The sequence below is a fragment of the Mucilaginibacter metallidurans genome, assembly GCF_003286435.2.
Taxonomy (GTDB): Bacteria; Bacteroidota; Bacteroidia; order Sphingobacteriales; family Sphingobacteriaceae; genus Mucilaginibacter; species Mucilaginibacter gossypii.
On the sequence record NZ_CP043449.1, the window covers coordinates 3651973 to 3670750 of the forward strand.

Below are 18778 nucleotides of genomic sequence, written 5' to 3' on the forward strand. Positions count from 1 at the left end.
ATAATTTGATTGTTTTAATGGTTAAGAAATTGCTTCGGTAGATTGCTGCACGGCAGCCATCGCTTTCTTTTTAAGCCTGCTGCGCCGTAAAAAAGCAAAATGTAAAACACCCAACAGCAGTGCTACCATGCCTTCGGCCATAACAGTATCGGGTACGCCTATTTTTTGCGAAACTGCGCCAATGAGTAAACCGCCAAGCGGCTGCATCCCAAAAAAAGACATGGCGTAATAACTGATTACCCGGCCCCGCATTTCGGGAGTAGCAGTAGTTTGGATAATGGTATTACCGATGGTAACCTGCGACATCATACCGAAACCGATAATAGCCGAAAAAAACAGCGCCACGGGATAGTTATGCATATGTGAAAATGCGATCAGCCCCACCGCAAATATTACTGTATTAACTGCAAGGATCTTTTTAAGATCGGTACCGGCACTTAATGAGGCCAGCAAAATGCCGCCGCCAAAAGCACCAAGCCCTATCACACTATCTATAACCCCAAAAGTTGACGCCGTTCCCTTAAATATATCCTTAGCATAAACCGGTATCAGCGTACTAAAAGGCAGTACAAGCAGGCTTATTGAAGCAAGCATCAGTAACATAAACTTTATAGTGGGCGTTTGCTGAATGTATTCAAAGCCGTCTTTCAGATCGGCAAGCACGTTTTTACCGTGGGGCTTGGGAGTAAATTCGGGCAAACGCATCATCAGCAATGAGCCAATTACCGCAATAAAGCTTAATGCATTAGCCCCAAAGCAAACCGAATCGCCGAATTTTTCAATAATCAGGCCCGCTATCCCCGGTCCTATTAACCGCGACAGGTTCACCATCGAAGAGTTAAGGGCAAGCGCATTAGGCAGGTCGGATTTATCATCAACCATTTCGTATACTAACGATTGCCTTGCCGGAACATCAAATGCGTTAATCAGCCCTAAAACAGCAGTCAATGCCATGATGGCCCAAACCGAATAATATCCGAAAAACACCAGCACAGTGAGTAAAACAGCCTGTACCATTGAAGCCACCTGTGTAAATAGCAGTACTTTAAAACGGTTATACCTGTCAGAAACCACACCACCCAAAAACGAGAACAGGAATGAAGGGAACAAACTTGCAAACAGAGTTAAGCCCAACATAAACTTGGAATGCGTTTGCGAATAGATCACCCAGCTTACAGCGGTTTTCTGCATCCAGGTGCCCAGTAACGAAACTGACTGCCCGGCAAAATACAGGCGATAGTTGCGGCTTTTAAAAGCGTTGAATGTACTTATCTTACTCATCTATCTCTTTCTGTCAGTTTTCATTAATTAATCAAAGTCAACAAGTTTGGCCAGGGGTGCAAGGGCTTTCTTTAAAACTGCCTGCTCTTCGACAGTACAGGTAGTTTCAAGCGCACGGTTAAGCCACTCGTCCTTTTCACTCCTGGATTTGTGGATGAGGCTGATCCCAGCTTCCGATAGTGAAATGATCACCTTACGCTTATCCAGCTCGGAGATACGCCTTTTGATCAACCCAAGGTTGAGCAGGTTACTCAGGATCTGCGACATGGATTGTGTGGTGATCTTCTCCATAGCTGCCAACTCATTGGGCAGGATCTCTTCATGCTGAAAGATCAGCGCCATGGTCGACCGCTCGGTAAGCGAAAGCTTTTCGGCAGTAGTCGAAGTCTTCCTGATCTTTTTACTAAGCCTACCTATAATAAACCTCAATTCCGAAGCCAGTTGAATCTCTTTTTCGTCGCCCATATAATTAATTAGTTAAACTTGTAAGTTTACCTTACAAATATAAAGATTGTTTTATCAGCACAATGTCAAACCTGAACCGGGATTTGGGTAGATTTTCCAGATTTAAGGGATTTTGATTTGCATGCTGTCCCGGCAGGTTATCGATCTAAAATCAAAATGAGTTAAGAAAATCTGATGAATCCGAAAAATCCCCCCAAATCTCGGTTCGTTTCGTAATTTTACCCCGTGCCTGCTCCTGAAAAGAAAACACCTGTAAGAAAGAAAGCTCCTGCCCGTAAAAAGCCGGTAGTTAAAGCAAAACAGCAGGCCAATTTCTCCACACAGTGGATAGTGGCTATAGGCGCTTTGCTGCTTATCCTGCTTTCGCCTTTTTATTATGGCTATATTTTAAAATTTGGCAGCGCCACCTGGCGGTGGATCATGGATGCGGGGGAGGATACCCATTATCGTAAGTACAAGGATTTTGCCATCCATATCCCCGATGGCTATACCGTATATGGCATTGATGTGTCCTCATACCAGGGCCGTATAAACTGGAAACAGGTAAAAGCCATGCGCGAAGGTGATGTCCACATCAGCTTTGCATTTATCAAAGCTACCGAAGGTGTGTTAAGCGTTGACCCATATTTTCAGCGCAACTGGCGCGAAGCGCCAAAGGCAGGCATCATGTGCGGCGCTTATCATTTTTTTCTTCCGCAAAAAAGTGGTGTATGGCAAGCTAAGTTTTTCCTTCAAACGGTAAAAACCGAAAAAGGCGACCTGCCCATGGTGGTGGATATAGAAAGGTTGTATCGTACCAGTCCTGAAAAGATGCGCGAGCAGCTGGAGAGTTTTATCAAAACAATAGAATCGCGCACAGGGATCAAGCCCATCATTTATACCAATCTGAAGTTTTACCAGGATTATTTGGAAGGCTATTTTGATGGCTATACCCTTTGGATAGCCCATTATTATCAACCTAAATTGCTGGTATCAAACAAAACTAACTGGAAGTTTTGGCAACACTCGGATAAGGCCCATGTTAACGGCATTAACCATGTTGTGGATTTTAATGTGTTTAAGGGCGATAGTACAGAGTTTGAGAAATTGCTGGTACCGTAGGATTGTATCTAACGTCATTGCGAGGAACGAAGCAATCCCCGACTCTACAGGGAGACTTGCATAGCCGCTCTACTTCATGGGGATTGCTTCGTACCTTATAATGACGTGGTGGGAACATCCCTCACATTACTGCTGCTTTTTATAGTAAAAAAAATACGATCCTCCCAAAATCGCCAGAAACACCAGCGGCATCACACGGTTTGCTACCGGATCGCCGGATGCGGTATGCGCTATAAATGCCGAAACAAATACAAAAGTAAATCCCGCATAAGTCCATTCTTTTAACCTGGCAGGCACTGGTACCAATAGTAATATTGCACCGATAAGCTTTGCTATTGCCAGTTCAACCCTAAAATAATCAGGGAAGCCTAAATGATGAAAGGCTGCAGCCATTTCGGGTTTAGCTAAGTATGAATAGCACGAAAAAGCCATCATCAATGCTACAATAGCGGTTAGTATCCAGTAAAAAATTTTAGTTGCTTTCATTTAATGAATTATTTGCCGCAAACTTAACTACCTTTGCTATTAAAAAGATACTACTATCCTAAAGGATACCGGTATCGTTAAGGATAGCAAGTATGAACAACGAACAAATCATTCACAATAAAGAGACCTGCAAAGCTTCTGTAACCGCAGTACGCGATACGCTTTATGTAGTAAACGGTAAATGGAAGCTGCCGATGCTGGTAAGCCTGATGACCGGCCCTAAACGGTTTAAGGAACTTCAGCGCGACCTGGAAAGCATCACGCCTAAAATACTTTCGAAAGAGTTAAGGGAGCTTGAACTAAATGGCTTTGTTAAACGGACGGTTTATGATACCACACCGGTAACTGTAATTTATGAACGTACCGAATATGCCGATACGCTTGGTAAGGTTGTTTCAGAATTGCGCGAATGGGGCATGAACCATCGTGAACATATTAAACAAATGAGCCGGGCTGAAGCCGATGCCAAAAAAACAATGGCAGTTTCATTATAATGTAGTAAATAGCTCTTCAGAATTTAGAAGCACAAAGCGCCTTTGCCTGGTAAGCAAAAGCGCTTTTATAAATAATAACATCACGCTTTTTTCTTCTCGGGGTGATGGGCGCTATCCCGGCTTGATGTTTGATCGGATCGCTGCCCGCCCGCATTACTGATGCCTTTTTGCTTCTGGGCATCATTGTGGTTCGTAAAAGCACGATCGGCAGTTGGTTTGCCCTGTGCATCGGTGTTATTCTTAAAATGCTGCTGACCTTTCATAGTAGCTATATTTAAATTCAACAATGTTTATATATTTACTACAAGCAAACAGTAATTGGGTTTTATAAAATTAGCCTCCACTATCCATTACCGGTAGTTGCATTATTAAGAAGTCCCATAGCTCCCTCTGCACCGAGGCGTTCCATCAAATTAAATTCTTTAGATTCGAGGCGGTTGTAGTTTGTAAAAAAAGCCTCTATCTGGTCGGTAAGGCTGTGCGGCAGTTGCGCGGCATCATGCAAACCGGTAAAAATTTTTGATACTGCCGGCACTGCCAGCAACCTGTCGTTCCGGTAGCGTTTCCCATCCGGACCGGCTTGTTCTACCTTAAAAGCTCCTATCAGCCGGCAATCTATCACACAGCCCGGAAAAGTACTGATCTCAGATATGATCAGCACATCCAAGGGATCGCCGTCGCCCCCAACTGTATCGGGTATAAAACCAAAATCAAAAGGAAAAACCATACCGGCCGGCAGTAGTTTTTTAAGCCTGAACTGATTGGTGATGGCATCATAATCATACTTATGGCCGCAGCCTTTAGGCGTTTCAACAATCACCGTGATCTTATTTTCTAAATTATCCATGCGTACATATTTTATAAACCTGGTATTTTAACCCCGGAAGCTTTTAAGTCCTGCAAAATGTTTTCCTGTACGGCCAGTTTGGTATCCTGGAAGCCATGGGCATGAACCCAAACATTAACCCCTACCCTATAACCATCAGGATCTAAACCGGCAATACCTATCCTCCTGTCCGGAGTTTCCAATATATTTTTTGATTTATCGATAGAAGAGTTAATGACCGACTTCACCTCATTAAAATCAATATTATTGGTAAACTTCAGCTCGATATCAAGCCTGCGGGTGCCTTCCCTGCTGATGTTAATAATAACTTCGTTTGAGAGCTTACTGTTAGGCATAATAACTATCCGGTTATCAAAGGTTTTAACAATAGTATAAAAGATCTGGATAGCGATAACCGTTCCTTCAAGGCCTTGAGCTATGATATTATCGCCCACAACAAAGGGCTTGAGCAGCAGTATCAACACACCGCTTGCAAAATTTTGCAAAGTACCTGAAAGCGCTAAACCGGCTGCTACACCAAAAGCGCCAACAAGTGCAGTGAACAAAGTAATGGGCACACCCATGATCTGCACAACTCCTAAAATGAGCAACACACGCAATACAACGCCTACAAGGCTCTGCAAAAAGGGTTTAATAGTAGGATCTATTTCCTTTTTTTGCATATGGCCCTGCCACCATTTCAACAACATATTAATCAGCCAAAGGCCTATAAACAAAACTACCAGCCCAATCAAAAAACTGGGTGCATAACGGATCACCCAAATGTATACCTGTTCATAAAACTTTTCAATCTTCATAAAACAAATCGTTTAGCTTCCGCATAAAAACCACCTATGCTTAACGCATATTTGGGGGAAGGGTTTGTTTTAACAACCATTTAACACTTCAACCCTCCAAGTGTTAACAAATGTTAAAAGTGTTAAATTTCAATACGTTACCAATTTTAAGCCCTAATTTGGTATTAACTACTTGAAAAAAACTTTTACACTTTATCATGAGCTACAATAAGATCAACAACCTTTTGGCCTGGCTTTGTTTTACCCTTGCATCCGTAACTTACATCCTTACTTTAGAGCCCTCCGTAAGTTTTTGGGACTGTGGCGAATTTATTTCCTGCGCCTACAAACTGCAGGTATCGCACCAACCGGGCTACCCTCTTTTTGCCATGATAGGTAAGGCCTTCTCGCTGCTTTCGATGGGCGACAGGACAAAAGTTGCCTACTTTACCAACCTGGCTTCGGCATTGGCCAGCGGGGCTACCATTATGTTTTTATTCTGGGGCATAACCGCCCTTGCCAAAAAACTGCTTGCTATAAAAAATACTCCTGTTAATACAACCCAAACCTTACAAATAATGGGTGCCGGGCTAACCGGCGCCCTTGCATTTACCTTTACCGACACCTTTTGGTTTTCGGCAGTTGAAACCATCGTTTTTGCATGGTCGTCATTATGTACCGCAGTAGTATTTTGGGCTATTTTAAAGTGGGATGCCGTTGCCGATGAACCACGTGCCGACAGGTGGCTGGTTTTTATAGCTTATGTAATCGGCCTTTCTATCGGCATTCACCTGCTTAATTTATTAACCATACCTGCTTTGGTAATGGTTTATTATTTCCGCAGGCATAAAAACATCAGTGTTAAAAGCGGGCTTTTGGCATTCGCTATAAGCATCCTGATCCTGGCCTTCGTTCAGTTTGGCATCAGGGGGTATACCATTGGCCTCGCCGCCCGGTTCGATCTGTTTTTTGTAAACAGCCTTGGACTTGGTTTTGGCAGCGGCGTATTGTTCTTTTTCTTGCTGATCATCGGCTTGCTTATCGCCGGGATCCAGTACAGCATCCGCAAGCAGAAACATCTTTTAAATATAAGCCTGCTTTGCGTTGTGTTTGTTTATTTTGGTTACAGCTCTTTTGTTTACATCCCGATCAGGGCATCGGCGGGCACCAACCTTAACAACTCACACCCCAGCGATGCCTTTACGATGTATGAATATCTTAACCGTACCCAATACGGTGAAACACCATTGCTTAAGGGGCCTTACTTCGATGCCAAAATAACGGATGTTACCGATGGTACACCGCTTTACCGCAAAGGAAAGACGAAATACGAGGTAGCCTATAATAAGCCCAATTATGTTTATGACCACACCAGCATTCTGCCCCGCATGTGGTCGACAGAGGAGAATACCACCTACGCCCAGGATGCCCAGTTTTACCGCAACTGGCTGCAATTGAGCGATAACGCTACGCCTACCTTTTCGGATAATTTAAGATGGATGTTCAGCTGGCAAATGTACCAGATGTACTGGCGTTATTTTATGTGGAATTTTGTTGGCCGCTATAACGATGACGATATGGAAGGTCAAACCAATATGAACGGTATTGGTGGCAACTGGACATCAGGCTTGTTCAACAACGCCTCCAATACGCCTAAGTTTGTGTTGAATAATGTTACCTATACGCCGCTTTATGCACTGCCTTTAGTGGTTGGTTTGTTAGGCATGCTCTACCATTTCAAAAAGCGAAAGAAAGACGCGCTGGTAATAACGTTGCTGTTCTTTTTCACCGGGTTGGCTATAGTATTATATGTTAACCAGCCATCTGTACAGCCCCGTGAACGCGATTACTCGTACGTGGGCTCATTTTATGCCTTTGCCATTTGGATTGGTTTAGGATTGATAGCGCTGATTGACATGGTGCCCAAAAAGATCAGCCCGAGGTTTGCCACTATTGGCGCTTTTATTATTTGTACAATTGCTGGCCCTGTTTTGCTGGCAAGTAAAGAATGGAAAAACCACGACCGCTCAACCAAAATGGCGGCGCATGACATGGCTTACAATTACCTCATGTCCTGCCCTAAAAATGCTATTTTATTTGACCTGGGTGATAACGACACCTACTCGCTATGGTATGACCAGGAGGTAGAAAACATTCGGCCTGATGTACGCATCGTAAACCTGAGCCTGTTAAGCGCCGACTGGTCGGTAAGGCAAATGCAGCGTAAAATAAACCAGGCCGATGCACTGCCTATCACCATGAGCTTTGATAAATACAAACTGGGTACCCGTGATGTGATCAGGTATAATGATGCCAAAATACCGGGCTATGTTGATGTAAAGGATATTTTTGATTTTATCACATCGGATGATAAACGTACCCATGTTGAATACACCAACGGCACTACCGAAAATTATTTGCCTACCAAAAACTTCAAGCTGGCAGTTAATGCTGATGATGTAATGAAAAATAAGGTGATCACGCCCGAGCAAAAAGGCTTACTTACGGATACCATGAAATGGAAATTCCCTCCCAATTATATCACCAAAGAAAACCTTGCCATGATAGATATACTTGCCCATAACGACTGGAAACGGCCAATTTGCTTCACTACATCTATCGGTCAAACAAGCATGGTTGGTTTACAGCCGTATTTGTACCAGGAAGGTTTTACCTATCGCCTGCTGCCTTTCAAAACTGATTCATCGTTAAGAGATCAGCTTTCAAAGATCAACAGCCTGGTGATGTACAGCAACATGATGGATAAGTTTAAGTTCGGTAATTTCAAAACAGCCAAATACCTTGATCAGCAATCAACAACCATGTTTTTTCCGCAAATGGTGTCTGCTTTTTCTGATCTGTCGGCAGCGTTACTGAAAGAAGGCCATCGTAACCTGGCACTTAATACCCTGCACAAATATGAGGATGTAATGCCCGACATCAACCCTAACTTTATGACGGCACAAGGCAAAATAACAATGGCCGATACCTCGTATAAGCTGGACTATGCCAAACTGGGCAATAAACTCATTAAAAGTGTTAATAGCTACCTAACCGATCAGCTTGATTATAACTACCATCAATTACAAAAGGATACAGGCCGGTTAAGCCCGCGCGATGTGCAGATCAGTATGTCACTGCTGAACAACATGGTTGCCATCACTCATAACGGCAATCAAAAAGAACTAAGCGGGCAATTAGTTGCCCAGCTTAATGATTATGCCGAAAAGTTTAAAAGTATTCTCCAGCTCTAAACAACCAACATATATATGCTATGGGGCAGGCTATTTGATTTAGCCTGCCCCTTTTTATACTTAATAATTCACATACTTTTCTTCAAAAGTACCATCTGCATACAGGTCTATCAAACCATAGCCGGGGGCTGTTTCCCGGCGGTTCCCCTCCCACCAGGCACCGGAAACGGCGCCGTTACACAGGTAAGTAACATTGTTATAAACCACCTTATCGCGCATGTGCAGGTGCCCGCTTACGCAGAGCTTTACGTTGGGGTGCTGGTAAAACAGGTTAATGATCTTAGCCGTATCGGTATGCATATCGCCGCCAAGCATTGTCCACTTGTTTACAATATCATCCTCTATCATCAGTAAAGCCGTCAATATCGGTATGTGCGACATAACCATTACCGGCATACAGGCATCTGTAGCCTTCAGCTCATCGTTGAGCCAGTTAAGCTGTTCCTCGCCCAGCTTACCTATATACCAGGTATTATCAATATCTAAATGCACACTATCCAGCACAATAACCTTCCAGCCATTCTTAACCATACTGTAGTAGGGCTTTACAAGCTGTAACTTATCCAAAGCGTATTTTTTTCCGTAGATGGCCTGGCCCTTGTCGTCTTCGTACCACCAGATATCGTGGTTGCCCAAACAATAATGAACGGGCAGGCTACATTCATTTTTCATGATGTTTTGCACCAGCTTCCATTGATCATTGATGGTGCCGATGGTTTCCTTGTTCATATCAAAAACAATGTCGCCGCCATTTAATACCATATCAACCTTTGGCGTTTGCTGCTGCAGGTGATGGAGGCACCTGGTAAACCTGGCAGGGGCATCAAACTTATCCTTAAGGTGCACATCGGTAATGTGGGCTATCCGTAATGATGGCTTTGCAGCTGGTGTTGTATTGCCAAGTGCTAATGAAGGCGCCAGAAGCAGGCCGCCTATATTTTTTAATGCTGATCTTCTTTCCATAATATAAAAGCTACCTCCTGGTTCAGGCATTTTGGGCTTAAAAATACATTTATAATATTGGTAGGCCGCGGGAATTTCTGTTAAACTTTTATTAAGAAAATAACGACCGAAACACCTGTATAAAACAAAAAAGCCTTCCGCGTTAGCAGAAGGCTTAATAGATTTGTGTAGGGAAGGTTAAAATAGTATTTCAGGGTACTTAACCATTATTTATTGAAGATACGGCCTGCCTGTCATGTAATCATTTACAACCCCGGCAATGTATTTATTGTTGTAACCCGTTCCTTTGTTTTGCAAAACTGCTTTATAATAAAGCAGCAGAAAATCGTACACGCCCAGTTCGTGAGCCTGCTGGCTGGTCTTAAACAAGCGGTTCATACTCATTTGAATAAGGCTGATCACAAGCAGGTTCAAATCCTGCGGCACCGTTCCGGATGAAATAAGTTCGGCAAGCAATAAAGCTGCCGGTCTGTTGTTTAAACTCCGGTACCTGAGCAGGTCGTTGCCTGCAACCGCGGCACCTTCCACAAAAAGGTCCTCAATCTTGTTGCGGTAATGCCTGTATTTAAAAGTCAGTTGCTTTGAAAGCAGGTTATCATAATTAACGTCCGGATATGATGAGGCTACAAGCAGCTCCATAAGCTCGCTCTTTTGTTCGATCTGAAAATCAAAATCATTCAACAGCCTGTCAATTGATAACAGTCCCCAGAGCCACCTCAGCTCTTCAAAGTTTTCTGTCACATCCGCTCTTGATATAAGACTGGCTATTGCAAGGCTATCATTAAAAAACAACTGCTCAACAAGCTCAATCGATGCTTCTCCGTAACGTTCCAATTCGCGCTCGTAGGTATCAAACTGCACCTTCCAGATCTGCTTTGATTTAATTAAGGCCGAAAAGCAATTATTAATATTTTGAATTACCCTCCCCAATGCAAATACAGAAGCCAGATGGATCCTAAAACGAATATGAGGTTCAGGGTCAGCATAACGTACATAAAACCACTGATCAATCAAGTCTTCATGGTAAAGCTTTTTGCTTAGCTGTATCAGCTCATTGCCTATCACATGTTCGGCAGTTTTTATGCCGCAATATAGTTTTACATACAGCCATTCATCACCCGGGAAAAACTGGCGTTTGGCCACGTTTGTGCTAAGCGGCCCCATACTGGTATACTTGCCGGATACTTTCTCGTCCCGCTTTAAAACAGCCACAAACTGGTTACCTATAAGCTTTTCATCCTTCTTTTTAAGCATGATATTATCGCGTTTGCCAATGTATTCCTTTAAAATAATTTCATTCTTTTTCTTGCATGACGAAAGCCATGCAGCAACCTCAAGCCTGCTGTTGGTATGTACAACCAATTCACTATCAATATCAGTAAAAACAAAAGCCTCGGGTAAATCCCAGTATTTAACAAACTTCGCCCATGCTTCGTTGTAATCAACGGCCAGTTCTTTTAACAGCTGCTGCAAATCAGCATTGGTCATGTACCAGGTTTTTAAGGCTAATATTACGCCTTCATAAACTACCCTCGGCGTTTTCGTTACCCCAAGTTTAGGTAATATATCAAGATTAAACCCAAGCTCGTATTTTGAATCCTGGCATTGCAGATCGGCCAGGAACCGGTACACAGGTAAGGCTGTCATTCCGTAATTATATGCTGTATTTAAGCGGGGGATAATCCGTTTGCCTAAATTGGCCGAACGCAGCACAACATTATTTCCTTTAACAGATACAAGCAGATCTGTTATATTAACTTCCTGGTCACCAGTGCTTACCGGCGTTTGAAACTGGTAATCCCGATATGGTGCGGAGGTAAAGCTCCCCAGGTAGTCATCAGGCGTGTGTACAATTTCGGCAACTATAGCCGGCTCATAAATACGGGTTTCTGTTTCGGCTATTTCATCAAGGATCTGGCCAAAATTCCGCTCGGCATTAGCCAAACGGCCAAACATGGAGGTACCGGCCGGCCACCCGCAATGTTCAAGGTACAGCAAGGGCTCATCATGGCCCGAAATTCGGAACATTACCGAAAAACTTGGGGGCAACTCATCATCGTAAGCCTTAACGTTGTCAAACTGTGACTTTTGCAAATGAATAATTTCCTGCCCGGGGTTATTAACAATTTGCCCGATAAGCCACTTCACAGCACTGGTATATTGCAGATCTTCCTTATCAGCTTCAAAGCCAGATAGTTCTGTATAACAGTTTATGGCATAGCCGATACCTTTTTCAGGATCAAGCGCTTCTGTTAGCAAAATCTCCCGCTCATGATAGCGGTCGCGGAAGCGTTTTATAAACGTTTCCAGGTTTCTGCTTTGGTGCCTGGGTGTGATCCGGTTAAGCAGATCAATGGCATCGAGCAATTTATCAGCATAAGCTTTATCAAGCGTAGCCGAATCTGCCTGCCTAAAATAATCAACCTGCAGTAATGTCCCCTGTGAGGCATCACCTGGCAAATCTTTCAAAATCATAGCAACCTTATTATTTTTTGTAATTACATTATCGGTGCCGGTCAGCACCTGCTTAACGGTTTTCAGTTTTGATAAATAGTTTTGTGCCTGTGCACTTTGGTATGCCAACCGGGTAAAAATGCCAATGGCCTGGTCAAGGTATTTTCCGCTCTCAATACACGGTTCAAGTTCACTCCACAAAACCTGGTTTTTAATCAATTGGTCCAAAAAAGCAGCGGCACTTTCCGGAGTTTTGCCAAGTGTTTGCGTTATAAATAAACATATCGAATTGTATGTCCTGGCGTTTTCACAAAACCCGATAACCGCCTGCAGATCATCAGATATCTTTACCGACGACGCTTTGTATTTACCACAGTTTACAGTTTGCCGGTCAATTTTACGGTAGGCCCCGTTTAAGGTATACAGTGTTTTATTTACCCTGTAACTTAACAATGACCGTATGACACGGTTATTTAAAATTTGGCCGTTCAAATTAACCGCTGTGGCAACATTAAGCCTTACATGCTGGTAAGCATTACCAAGCTGTAAATCGGTGGCATCCCCCCAGGTAACAGGAGCGCAACCTGCAAATAACCCTGACGGATTGGTGCCGGTGGCGCTCCTGTTAATAAATTTGGCTAAGGTTATTTCAAGCTTCTCCAGTTTTTTCGCATCTGTAATATCATCTATATGCAAAACCGCTTCATACAAATCTTTAGAGGTAAGCCAAAGCGCCTGCATAAACAATTCATCTTTTGTGAATGCCCTGATAGTTTCTTTATCAATTGCTTCCACGCAATCAAATGCAGGAAACCTGAACATCAGGCCTGATGAAAATTTATATAGCTCGGATAATTTGGCTGTTTTCATATAGTGGTTAGCTCTGATGATGGCCGCTTTATTTAGGCATTAATCCTTTACTACAATCACCGGTATTTAAACAGGTTGATACTTCTCAGTTAAAACGCCGTGCCTGTGGTAGTAGTCGTTGTATCAACAGTAGTAGTACCAGTAAGCAAATACCCTGCATTGTTTTTAATGTAGATTTTGAAATTATGCGATTTAAAACCTGTACTTGTTTAATTTGGATTTTTGGTAAAGAAGCTTTGTCATGATTTTTCATAATTTTAAACTTTTAAATGGTTATGAATTATTAGTTATTTATCCGTGATAGGATAAATGTGGTTAACAGGCTTTTACTCGAGAAAAATTTAGTACCAATGCCTGTTTATGAATGACCAAAACCGTATTTAAGAGTGACAAAAAAAATAACGAGAGGCCCTTACAGCGAATAAGGAGAGTCCCAAAACAATATCTCAGAGCTTGTTTTGGGAGATTATTTATATTTTTTATGAGGGAGTAATTATTTTTTTAGCAGGCTTGAGTATTAAGTTCTTTAACACTTTTTTCGTCTCTTCTTTACGAATTTGAAACGCTGATCAATGACATACACAATACTATGATTGTGATCTCGCAATGCTTTGGAGATTTAAGAAGATTTGACAATAAGCTCTTTAACTAACCTGAATATCAACAATTAACAATATCAAGTTGCACAATATATAATGAAGCTAAAAATAATAATGCAGCATTTGCTGTTTTGGTTCGGCTATATGCTTTACGAATCAATCATAGGCTTTTTTGGCGTTGGTGTAAATGTTTTAGGTACACTATTAGCATTTACTGTAAATACCAGCGTATTTTATGCAACCAGTAGTTGCTTTAGCTCATTAAAAAAGCGTATAAAAAACCCCGTACTACTATTTTTATTGATGTTTTGTGCCGTTTCTGTTATTGTAGCAATATCTATGATATTTAAAATATTTGTAGATATGATCCTTGACCATATCAAATTCAGCGATGATATCAACAAAGTACGGATAACTGCTCTTATAATGCGTTCAATTTATTTTGTGATGATGGGTTTAGCTTACTCAGTTTTTAGAGAGGTTTTACAAAAAGAGAGAGAAGTAGCAACACTGGCAAAGAAAGCCCTTCAAGCCGAACTAAATGTAATAAAATCACAGATCAATCCGCACTTTGTATTTAATACACTCGGCTTTTTATATGCTGAAACTTATAAGAAACTCCCGGAAGTAGGGCAGTCAATCATTACACTTTCAAACATTATGCGGTATGCATTAACCAAAAATGAGGACGGGTTTAGCAGCCTTGAAAGTGAGCTTGCCTATATCAAAGACTTCATAAAAATTCATGAAGACCGCAGCAAAGCTTTTTTTATGAAGATAAATATCGAAAGCGGTGTTATTCCGTATAAGGTAGTATCATTGGTTTTAATTACCCTCATCGAAAACATGTTTAAGCACGGCATTTTCAATCAAAGCACGAAGGAGGCTGTGTTGAGCATTGCTGTTAAAGATGGGATCCTTCATTTTTATTCGCTTAATTATAAAAACAATAACAGCGTTAACAAAATACAGTCGAACGGGATAGGATTAAATTATATTCGCGAAAGATTAACCGATGAATATGGCCGGGACGGATATGAATTATTGGTGGATGAAACGCACAACAGCTATGAATGCAAACTTACCATGCCTTTAAAGTATCATGAAAGTAATTAACTGTATTATAGTTGAGGACGAGCCTTATGCCATTGATATTTTAAGCGATTTTATATCAAAAGTGCCTTTTATTAACCTTACCGAAACGTTTACCAATCCTATTGAAGCACTATTATATTTAAAAGGATCGGCAACTGACCTCATTTTTCTTGATATAAACATGCCTGAGCTTTCGGGTATCGACCTGATTAAAATGCTACCGAAAAGCACGGAGATCATCATAACATCGGCTTTTAGTGAATTTGCGCTGGCGGGATTTGAAAACAATGTGCTCGATTACCTGCTTAAGCCCTTCGCTTTCGACAGGTTTTTACAGGCTTCACAAAAAGCCCTTGACAAGCTAATATTGCTTTCATCTAATAAGCCAGCGCCGGTAATTGACCTGCAGCCAAAGCCCGACTCATTTTACCTAAAAACCGATCACGGTAAAATTGTACGTATCAACTTTGAGGATATCATTTATATAGAAGGGCTTAAAAATTACTGTTCGGTTTTTACAGAAAATGAACGGCATATCTCATTGGTGAGCATGAAAACCTTGGTTGATACCCTGCCCCAGGAAAATTTTGCGCGGACCCATAAATCGTACATTATTGCTTTAAAACGTATTAAGGCCATTGATGGCAACATGGTGATCTTTGATAAGATCAAAGAAAAGATCCCGATAGGGGTTACTTACCGCGACAGCTTTTTCGCACTGCTCAATAATAAGATGTTCAAGTAAGCTATACTTTCCCTTTACGGGCCTTTTCCGATTTAAGGAACTTTAAGAGCATCCCGTACAGGATGCACTCATGCAGGCGCTGCCGGCTGCTAAAATAGCGGTTAACTGCCATGTGGATCACGCTGCTCAAAAACTTCGCATTCCAATCAATAGTGTAGTTTTGCAGCAGTAATTCTACCTGCATTCTTTTTTGCCGAAGCAGGTCATTGTATGCTAAAAGCAGGTTATTCAGGCTGCCATGATATTTTCTATATAACTGATCAATCTGTATTTTAACCGCCTTATCATCAAACTCGGCAAAAAAATAAGCCTGCTGCCTTTCAACAAATCGCAATTGATCGTTCAGGTCCGGGCTCATCAGGTTTAGGTAATCTTTGATCAGCCAAAAAATCAGGAGCCAGTCTTCCGTATCATAGCGGTTGCTTTCAAGCAGCCTGAATACGCTGCAGCAAAACGAAGTTTCAATGCAAAAAAGGCCCTCAGCCTGTTCAATTTGTTGCCCGTAACGTTCCAGTTCGCGCACGTAGGTATCAAGTTGTACAACATGAAGCTGACCGCTTGTCAAAAATGGCGACAACACCTCGCGCACAGCCAGGTAAACATCCTGAAAATCACCGTCCTTAAGCAAATTAATCCTAACCCGAATGTGATTATCCGGGTCATGGTACCGGATAAAAAACCATTGTTTTATTTTAACAGTACCCGAATAATTTAACAGTTCATCCAATTTTAACAGCACCTCGTTGGCGATATTACTGCTGAGATATAGCTTGATAAATAACCACTCGCTGCCGGGAAAAAAATTACGCTGAAGCGTATTTTCAATATATTGGAAATATGGGGGCTTCAAAGGCCTGTCGAAATGGAAGGGTGCAACAAACTGGTGCATGTAAGGATCTCCATCCACATCTCGTACAATAGCCTCATGCTGAAGGTGAATACACTCAGATAAAATCAAAACCGGGTCCTGCTTTGCTATTTCCTTTGCAAGTACCTGTATACTAATCTCATTTTCAGTATCAATCAGTAATTCATTATCGCCCTTTATTATATAAAATTTATCGGGCAGTAACCACTCATTCCTAAAGCTGTTAAACAAATCGCCGAATTTATCCATGAATTTTTCGGCCTTGCAAAGTTCACCCAAAATAGCGGGCGTAAACTTCCAGGTGGCGCGGTGCAGGATAACGCCAAAACTGGTTTCAACGCGTGGAAAAAACACAAAATCTGTTGAGAGCGCACCCCAGTTAAAACTTAAGCTGCTATTGCCCCGCTGATGCTGGATATCGCACAAAAAGGTGTAAATGGGGTGCTGCGACCTGTTATAATTATAAGCACTGCTTAAGCGCGGAACTACTTCCCGCTGATGTTTTTTTGAAAACAATTTAAAAACGCCTTGCTCAAGCTTTATGTAGATATCGTCAAGCCTCAAAACTGAACTTCCTTTAGCATCATCAATATAAGCCAGTTCATGAGGCCAGAAAGGCGGGTGCATCATGACGTTTAAGATCCGTTCTTCGGGCATATGGATCACTTCGGCAAACATGGCATCCGGGCAGTTGGCGATCTCCTTTGCCGCTATCTCTAAACCTGTTTTATAAATTTCGTCATCCCCAACTGCAAACCGTGCTATCATGCTTAAAGCGCCGGGCCCGGTAACTCTCTCCAGGTATACCATATCGTTTTCAAAAAGCTGAAAAACCGCCGACATGGAAAATGGCAAATGATCCGGGCTACGTTCCCTGGCAAAATTATCGGGTATAACAACTTTATACTGTTTTTCAATTTTGGCGCGGTTTAACAGATTAAGCATTTTAAAATCTATCTCTGTATAATCCACCCATGAAGGCCCCCCTTCGCTTCCGGTATACAGCCCTTCTGTAAAAAGGGTTTCATGCTCATACCATTGCCCGTATTCAATTCCCGTATCGGTGTCAAATGCCTCCAGGAGCGGTACGCTCTGCTCCTCATACCTTTTCCCGAACCTGCCTTTAAACTGCTCAATCCTTTTATTGGGAGCCACAGCACTCACATTATTAAGCAATGCGATCGCCTTAGTTATTTTCCATTGCAATGATTGACCAAGCTCCCGGCTTTCCAGCTCGTTAAACCTGGTTACATGCACCTGGTCTTTGAGTTCCCTGCCGGTTATGTGATTAGTAATTTGTTCAATAGCAGTATATAACGAAAACCAGTTTGAGCTTTCAGCATCTCCATTATTAACTTTATTAAGCAAATCGATCAATTCATTAATGGTATCGCTTAATTCCGGATCATCAGTCTTTTGCAAAAATACCGGAAAATCGTACCCTATTACCGGTTCAAATGCCGGTTTTAGCAATTGCCCTTCAATAAGGCCATTAATAAACACAATGAAATCATCAGGCTCAAAGTCCGGGAATTTTTCGAGCAGTTGTTGTTTATTCCATATTTTATCACCAACAACAGCAACTACATCATCAAGTACCTCATTGCAGGCAATCGCACTCACCTGGTAAACCCTTTGGCTATCAATAATTTGATAAGTAATAAATCGTAAATCGTCCCCCACTTTATAAAGGGTATTATTGAGCTTATATCCTGCAGATATTTGATTGGCATTTTCAATTTGTTTGGCAAGCGAAAAACTCACCACAGCATCGGGCACTACATGTCTGCTGAACTTTGTCGTAAGTTTTACTTTATTTGCAGCCCCCCAGTAAACCGATGAACAACCCGCAAACAGCCCAAACGGCGTAGCCCGGTTTGCCATACGGGCCATATATTTATAAAAACTTGATAGTAATTGAGCTTCTTTAGCTTTCGTTTGCTGCCCGTTTGCAAAAAAAGCATCCAGTTCATTATAAAGCGATTTACTTGCTATGTAAATACTTTCCTTGATTAGCCTGTTATCCCATAATGTAAGCAAGTTTTTTTTATCAAGCTTTTGCCTGTACGACAAAGCAGCCGAGCGTAAAATTAAACCGTTAATAAAATTAACTTTCATTTGGATGTACAGGCAAGGTTCAGTATGTAAACAGCTAATTTAAGTAAAAGCTATTTTATTGGCAGGTTTGTTATGAGTGTTGTCTATTTCTTTGTTTATAATATGATTAATTGAGTTAATATCGCCCTGCTTCATGCCTTTGTATTTAGCGCAAAAATTGATATACTGACAAGGCGATCAAAATAATTGCCATGCAGGTGCACTATCCAAAATAGGGCGGCAAAAACTCACAAAATATCATCCTTCGGTAATTAAGAACATTTGATTCCAGGCCTTCACTTATAGCCGAGGTTCAGGTTATCAATTTGCAAGCAATCCGCATGACACTGCATGATAACCACAAGCGGCGACGTTTGCGGTAG

14 protein-coding genes are annotated in these 18778 nt (G+C 41.9%); 5 read left to right on the forward strand and 9 right to left on the reverse strand.

From position 1 onward, the window contains the following. Positions 1-21: 21 nt before the first annotated feature. Both DIU38_RS15475 and DIU38_RS15480 read right to left on the reverse strand, forming a co-directional pair. On the reverse strand, positions 22-1281 hold the full coding sequence (locus tag DIU38_RS15475; RefSeq protein ID WP_091163272.1) for an MFS transporter: 1260 nt from the start codon (positions 1279-1281) through the stop codon (positions 22-24). 27 nt (positions 1282-1308) lie between these two features. Beyond that, on the reverse strand, positions 1309-1746 hold the full coding sequence (locus DIU38_RS15480; RefSeq protein ID WP_112651832.1) for a MarR family winged helix-turn-helix transcriptional regulator: 438 nt from the start codon (positions 1744-1746) through the stop codon (positions 1309-1311). Between the two features lie 225 nt (positions 1747-1971). On the opposite strand from DIU38_RS15480, the gene DIU38_RS15485 reads away from it, so the two are divergent. Next, the gene (locus tag DIU38_RS15485; RefSeq protein WP_112651831.1) at positions 1972-2847 is read left to right on the forward strand and encodes a glycoside hydrolase family 25 protein; all 876 of its coding nucleotides are present in this window, start codon (positions 1972-1974) and stop codon (positions 2845-2847) included. 126 nt (positions 2848-2973) lie between these two features. Here DIU38_RS15485 and DIU38_RS15490 read toward each other — a convergent pair whose 3' ends face one another. Beyond that, positions 2974-3333 (reverse strand): DoxX family protein, encoded by a 360-nt coding sequence (locus DIU38_RS15490; RefSeq protein WP_112651830.1) that lies wholly within the window; start codon positions 3331-3333, stop codon positions 2974-2976. 92 nt (positions 3334-3425) lie between these two features. Between DIU38_RS15490 and DIU38_RS15495 the strand changes: the two genes are divergently transcribed. Continuing rightward, complete coding sequence (locus DIU38_RS15495) at positions 3426-3827, forward strand: winged helix-turn-helix transcriptional regulator (RefSeq protein ID WP_090523849.1); 402 nt, start codon at positions 3426-3428, stop codon at positions 3825-3827. 80 nt (positions 3828-3907) lie between these two features. On the opposite strand, the gene DIU38_RS15500 is transcribed toward DIU38_RS15495, so the two are convergent. The 3 genes from DIU38_RS15500 to DIU38_RS15510 all read right to left on the reverse strand — a co-directional run bounded on the left by DIU38_RS15500 (position 3908) and on the right by DIU38_RS15510 (position 5471). Next, positions 3908-4090 (reverse strand): hypothetical protein, encoded by a 183-nt coding sequence (locus DIU38_RS15500; protein WP_112651829.1) that lies wholly within the window; start codon positions 4088-4090, stop codon positions 3908-3910. Positions 4091-4170: 80 nt separating this feature from the next. Next, entirely contained in the window at positions 4171-4674 is a 504-nt protein-coding gene (locus DIU38_RS15505; protein WP_112651828.1) for an inorganic diphosphatase, read from the reverse strand. An 11-nt stretch (positions 4675-4685) separates the two neighbouring features. Continuing rightward, positions 4686-5471, reverse strand: coding sequence for a mechanosensitive ion channel family protein (locus DIU38_RS15510; RefSeq protein WP_112651826.1), 786 nt, complete (start codon positions 5469-5471; stop codon positions 4686-4688). A gap of 197 nt (positions 5472-5668) precedes the next feature. Here DIU38_RS15510 and DIU38_RS15515 point away from each other — a divergent pair, with 197 nt between their 5' ends. Beyond that, entirely contained in the window at positions 5669-8704 is a 3036-nt protein-coding gene (locus DIU38_RS15515) for a glycosyltransferase family 117 protein (protein ID WP_112651824.1), read from the forward strand. A gap of 60 nt (positions 8705-8764) precedes the next feature. Here DIU38_RS15515 and DIU38_RS15520 read toward each other — a convergent pair whose 3' ends face one another. Together DIU38_RS15520 and DIU38_RS15525 are read right to left on the reverse strand one after the other, a co-directional pair. Continuing rightward, positions 8765-9667 carry a metallophosphoesterase family protein gene (locus DIU38_RS15520; protein ID WP_112651822.1) on the reverse strand — a complete coding sequence of 301 codons (903 nt, stop codon included), beginning with the start codon at positions 9665-9667 and terminating at the stop codon, positions 8765-8767. Between the two features lie 210 nt (positions 9668-9877). Beyond that, positions 9878-12991: a lantibiotic dehydratase gene (locus DIU38_RS15525; RefSeq protein ID WP_112651820.1), complete on the reverse strand. Its 3114-nt coding sequence runs from the start codon at positions 12989-12991 to the stop codon at positions 9878-9880. A gap of 695 nt (positions 12992-13686) precedes the next feature. On the opposite strand from DIU38_RS15525, the gene DIU38_RS15530 reads away from it, so the two are divergent. Both DIU38_RS15530 and DIU38_RS15535 read left to right on the forward strand, forming a co-directional pair. Beyond that, positions 13687-14706 carry a sensor histidine kinase gene (locus DIU38_RS15530; protein ID WP_112651818.1) on the forward strand — a complete coding sequence of 340 codons (1020 nt, stop codon included), beginning with the start codon at positions 13687-13689 and terminating at the stop codon, positions 14704-14706. Then, a complete protein-coding gene (locus DIU38_RS15535) occupies positions 14693-15430 on the forward strand; it encodes a LytR/AlgR family response regulator transcription factor (RefSeq protein WP_090523820.1) in 738 nt (245 codons plus the stop codon). The genes DIU38_RS15530 and DIU38_RS15535 overlap by 14 nt, the downstream gene beginning before the upstream one ends. 1 nt (position 15431) lies before the next feature. On the opposite strand, the gene DIU38_RS15540 is transcribed toward DIU38_RS15535, so the two are convergent. Beyond that, entirely contained in the window at positions 15432-18416 is a 2985-nt protein-coding gene (locus tag DIU38_RS15540; RefSeq protein WP_112651816.1) for a lantibiotic dehydratase, read from the reverse strand. Positions 18417-18778: the final 362 nt, after the last annotated feature.

What these genes read in the sequence shown, in the direction of transcription:
- DIU38_RS15540 (WP_112651816.1), bottom strand. Translation starts at nt 18,416, where the DNA reads ATGAAAGTTAATTTTATTAACGGTTTAATTTTACGCTCGGCTGCTTTG.
- DIU38_RS15530 (WP_112651818.1), top strand. Translation starts at nt 13,687, where the DNA reads ATGAAGCTAAAAATAATAATGCAGCATTTGCTGTTTTGGTTCGGCTAT.
- DIU38_RS15505 (WP_112651828.1), bottom strand. Translation starts at nt 4,674, where the DNA reads ATGGATAATTTAGAAAATAAGATCACGGTGATTGTTGAAACGCCTAAA.
- DIU38_RS15525 (WP_112651820.1), bottom strand. Translation starts at nt 12,991, where the DNA reads ATGAAAACAGCCAAATTATCCGAGCTATATAAATTTTCATCAGGCCTG.
- DIU38_RS15520 (WP_112651822.1), bottom strand. Translation starts at nt 9,667, where the DNA reads ATGGAAAGAAGATCAGCATTAAAAAATATAGGCGGCCTGCTTCTGGCG.
- DIU38_RS15480 (WP_112651832.1), bottom strand. Translation starts at nt 1,746, where the DNA reads ATGGGCGACGAAAAAGAGATTCAACTGGCTTCGGAATTGAGGTTTATT.
- DIU38_RS15475 (WP_091163272.1), bottom strand. Translation starts at nt 1,281, where the DNA reads ATGAGTAAGATAAGTACATTCAACGCTTTTAAAAGCCGCAACTATCGC.
- DIU38_RS15490 (WP_112651830.1), bottom strand. Translation starts at nt 3,333, where the DNA reads ATGAAAGCAACTAAAATTTTTTACTGGATACTAACCGCTATTGTAGCA.
- DIU38_RS15515 (WP_112651824.1), top strand. Translation starts at nt 5,669, where the DNA reads ATGAGCTACAATAAGATCAACAACCTTTTGGCCTGGCTTTGTTTTACC.
- DIU38_RS15510 (WP_112651826.1), bottom strand. Translation starts at nt 5,471, where the DNA reads ATGAAGATTGAAAAGTTTTATGAACAGGTATACATTTGGGTGATCCGT.
- DIU38_RS15500 (WP_112651829.1), bottom strand. Translation starts at nt 4,090, where the DNA reads ATGAAAGGTCAGCAGCATTTTAAGAATAACACCGATGCACAGGGCAAA.
- DIU38_RS15495 (WP_090523849.1), top strand. Translation starts at nt 3,426, where the DNA reads ATGAACAACGAACAAATCATTCACAATAAAGAGACCTGCAAAGCTTCT.
- DIU38_RS15535 (WP_090523820.1), top strand. Translation starts at nt 14,693, where the DNA reads ATGAAAGTAATTAACTGTATTATAGTTGAGGACGAGCCTTATGCCATT.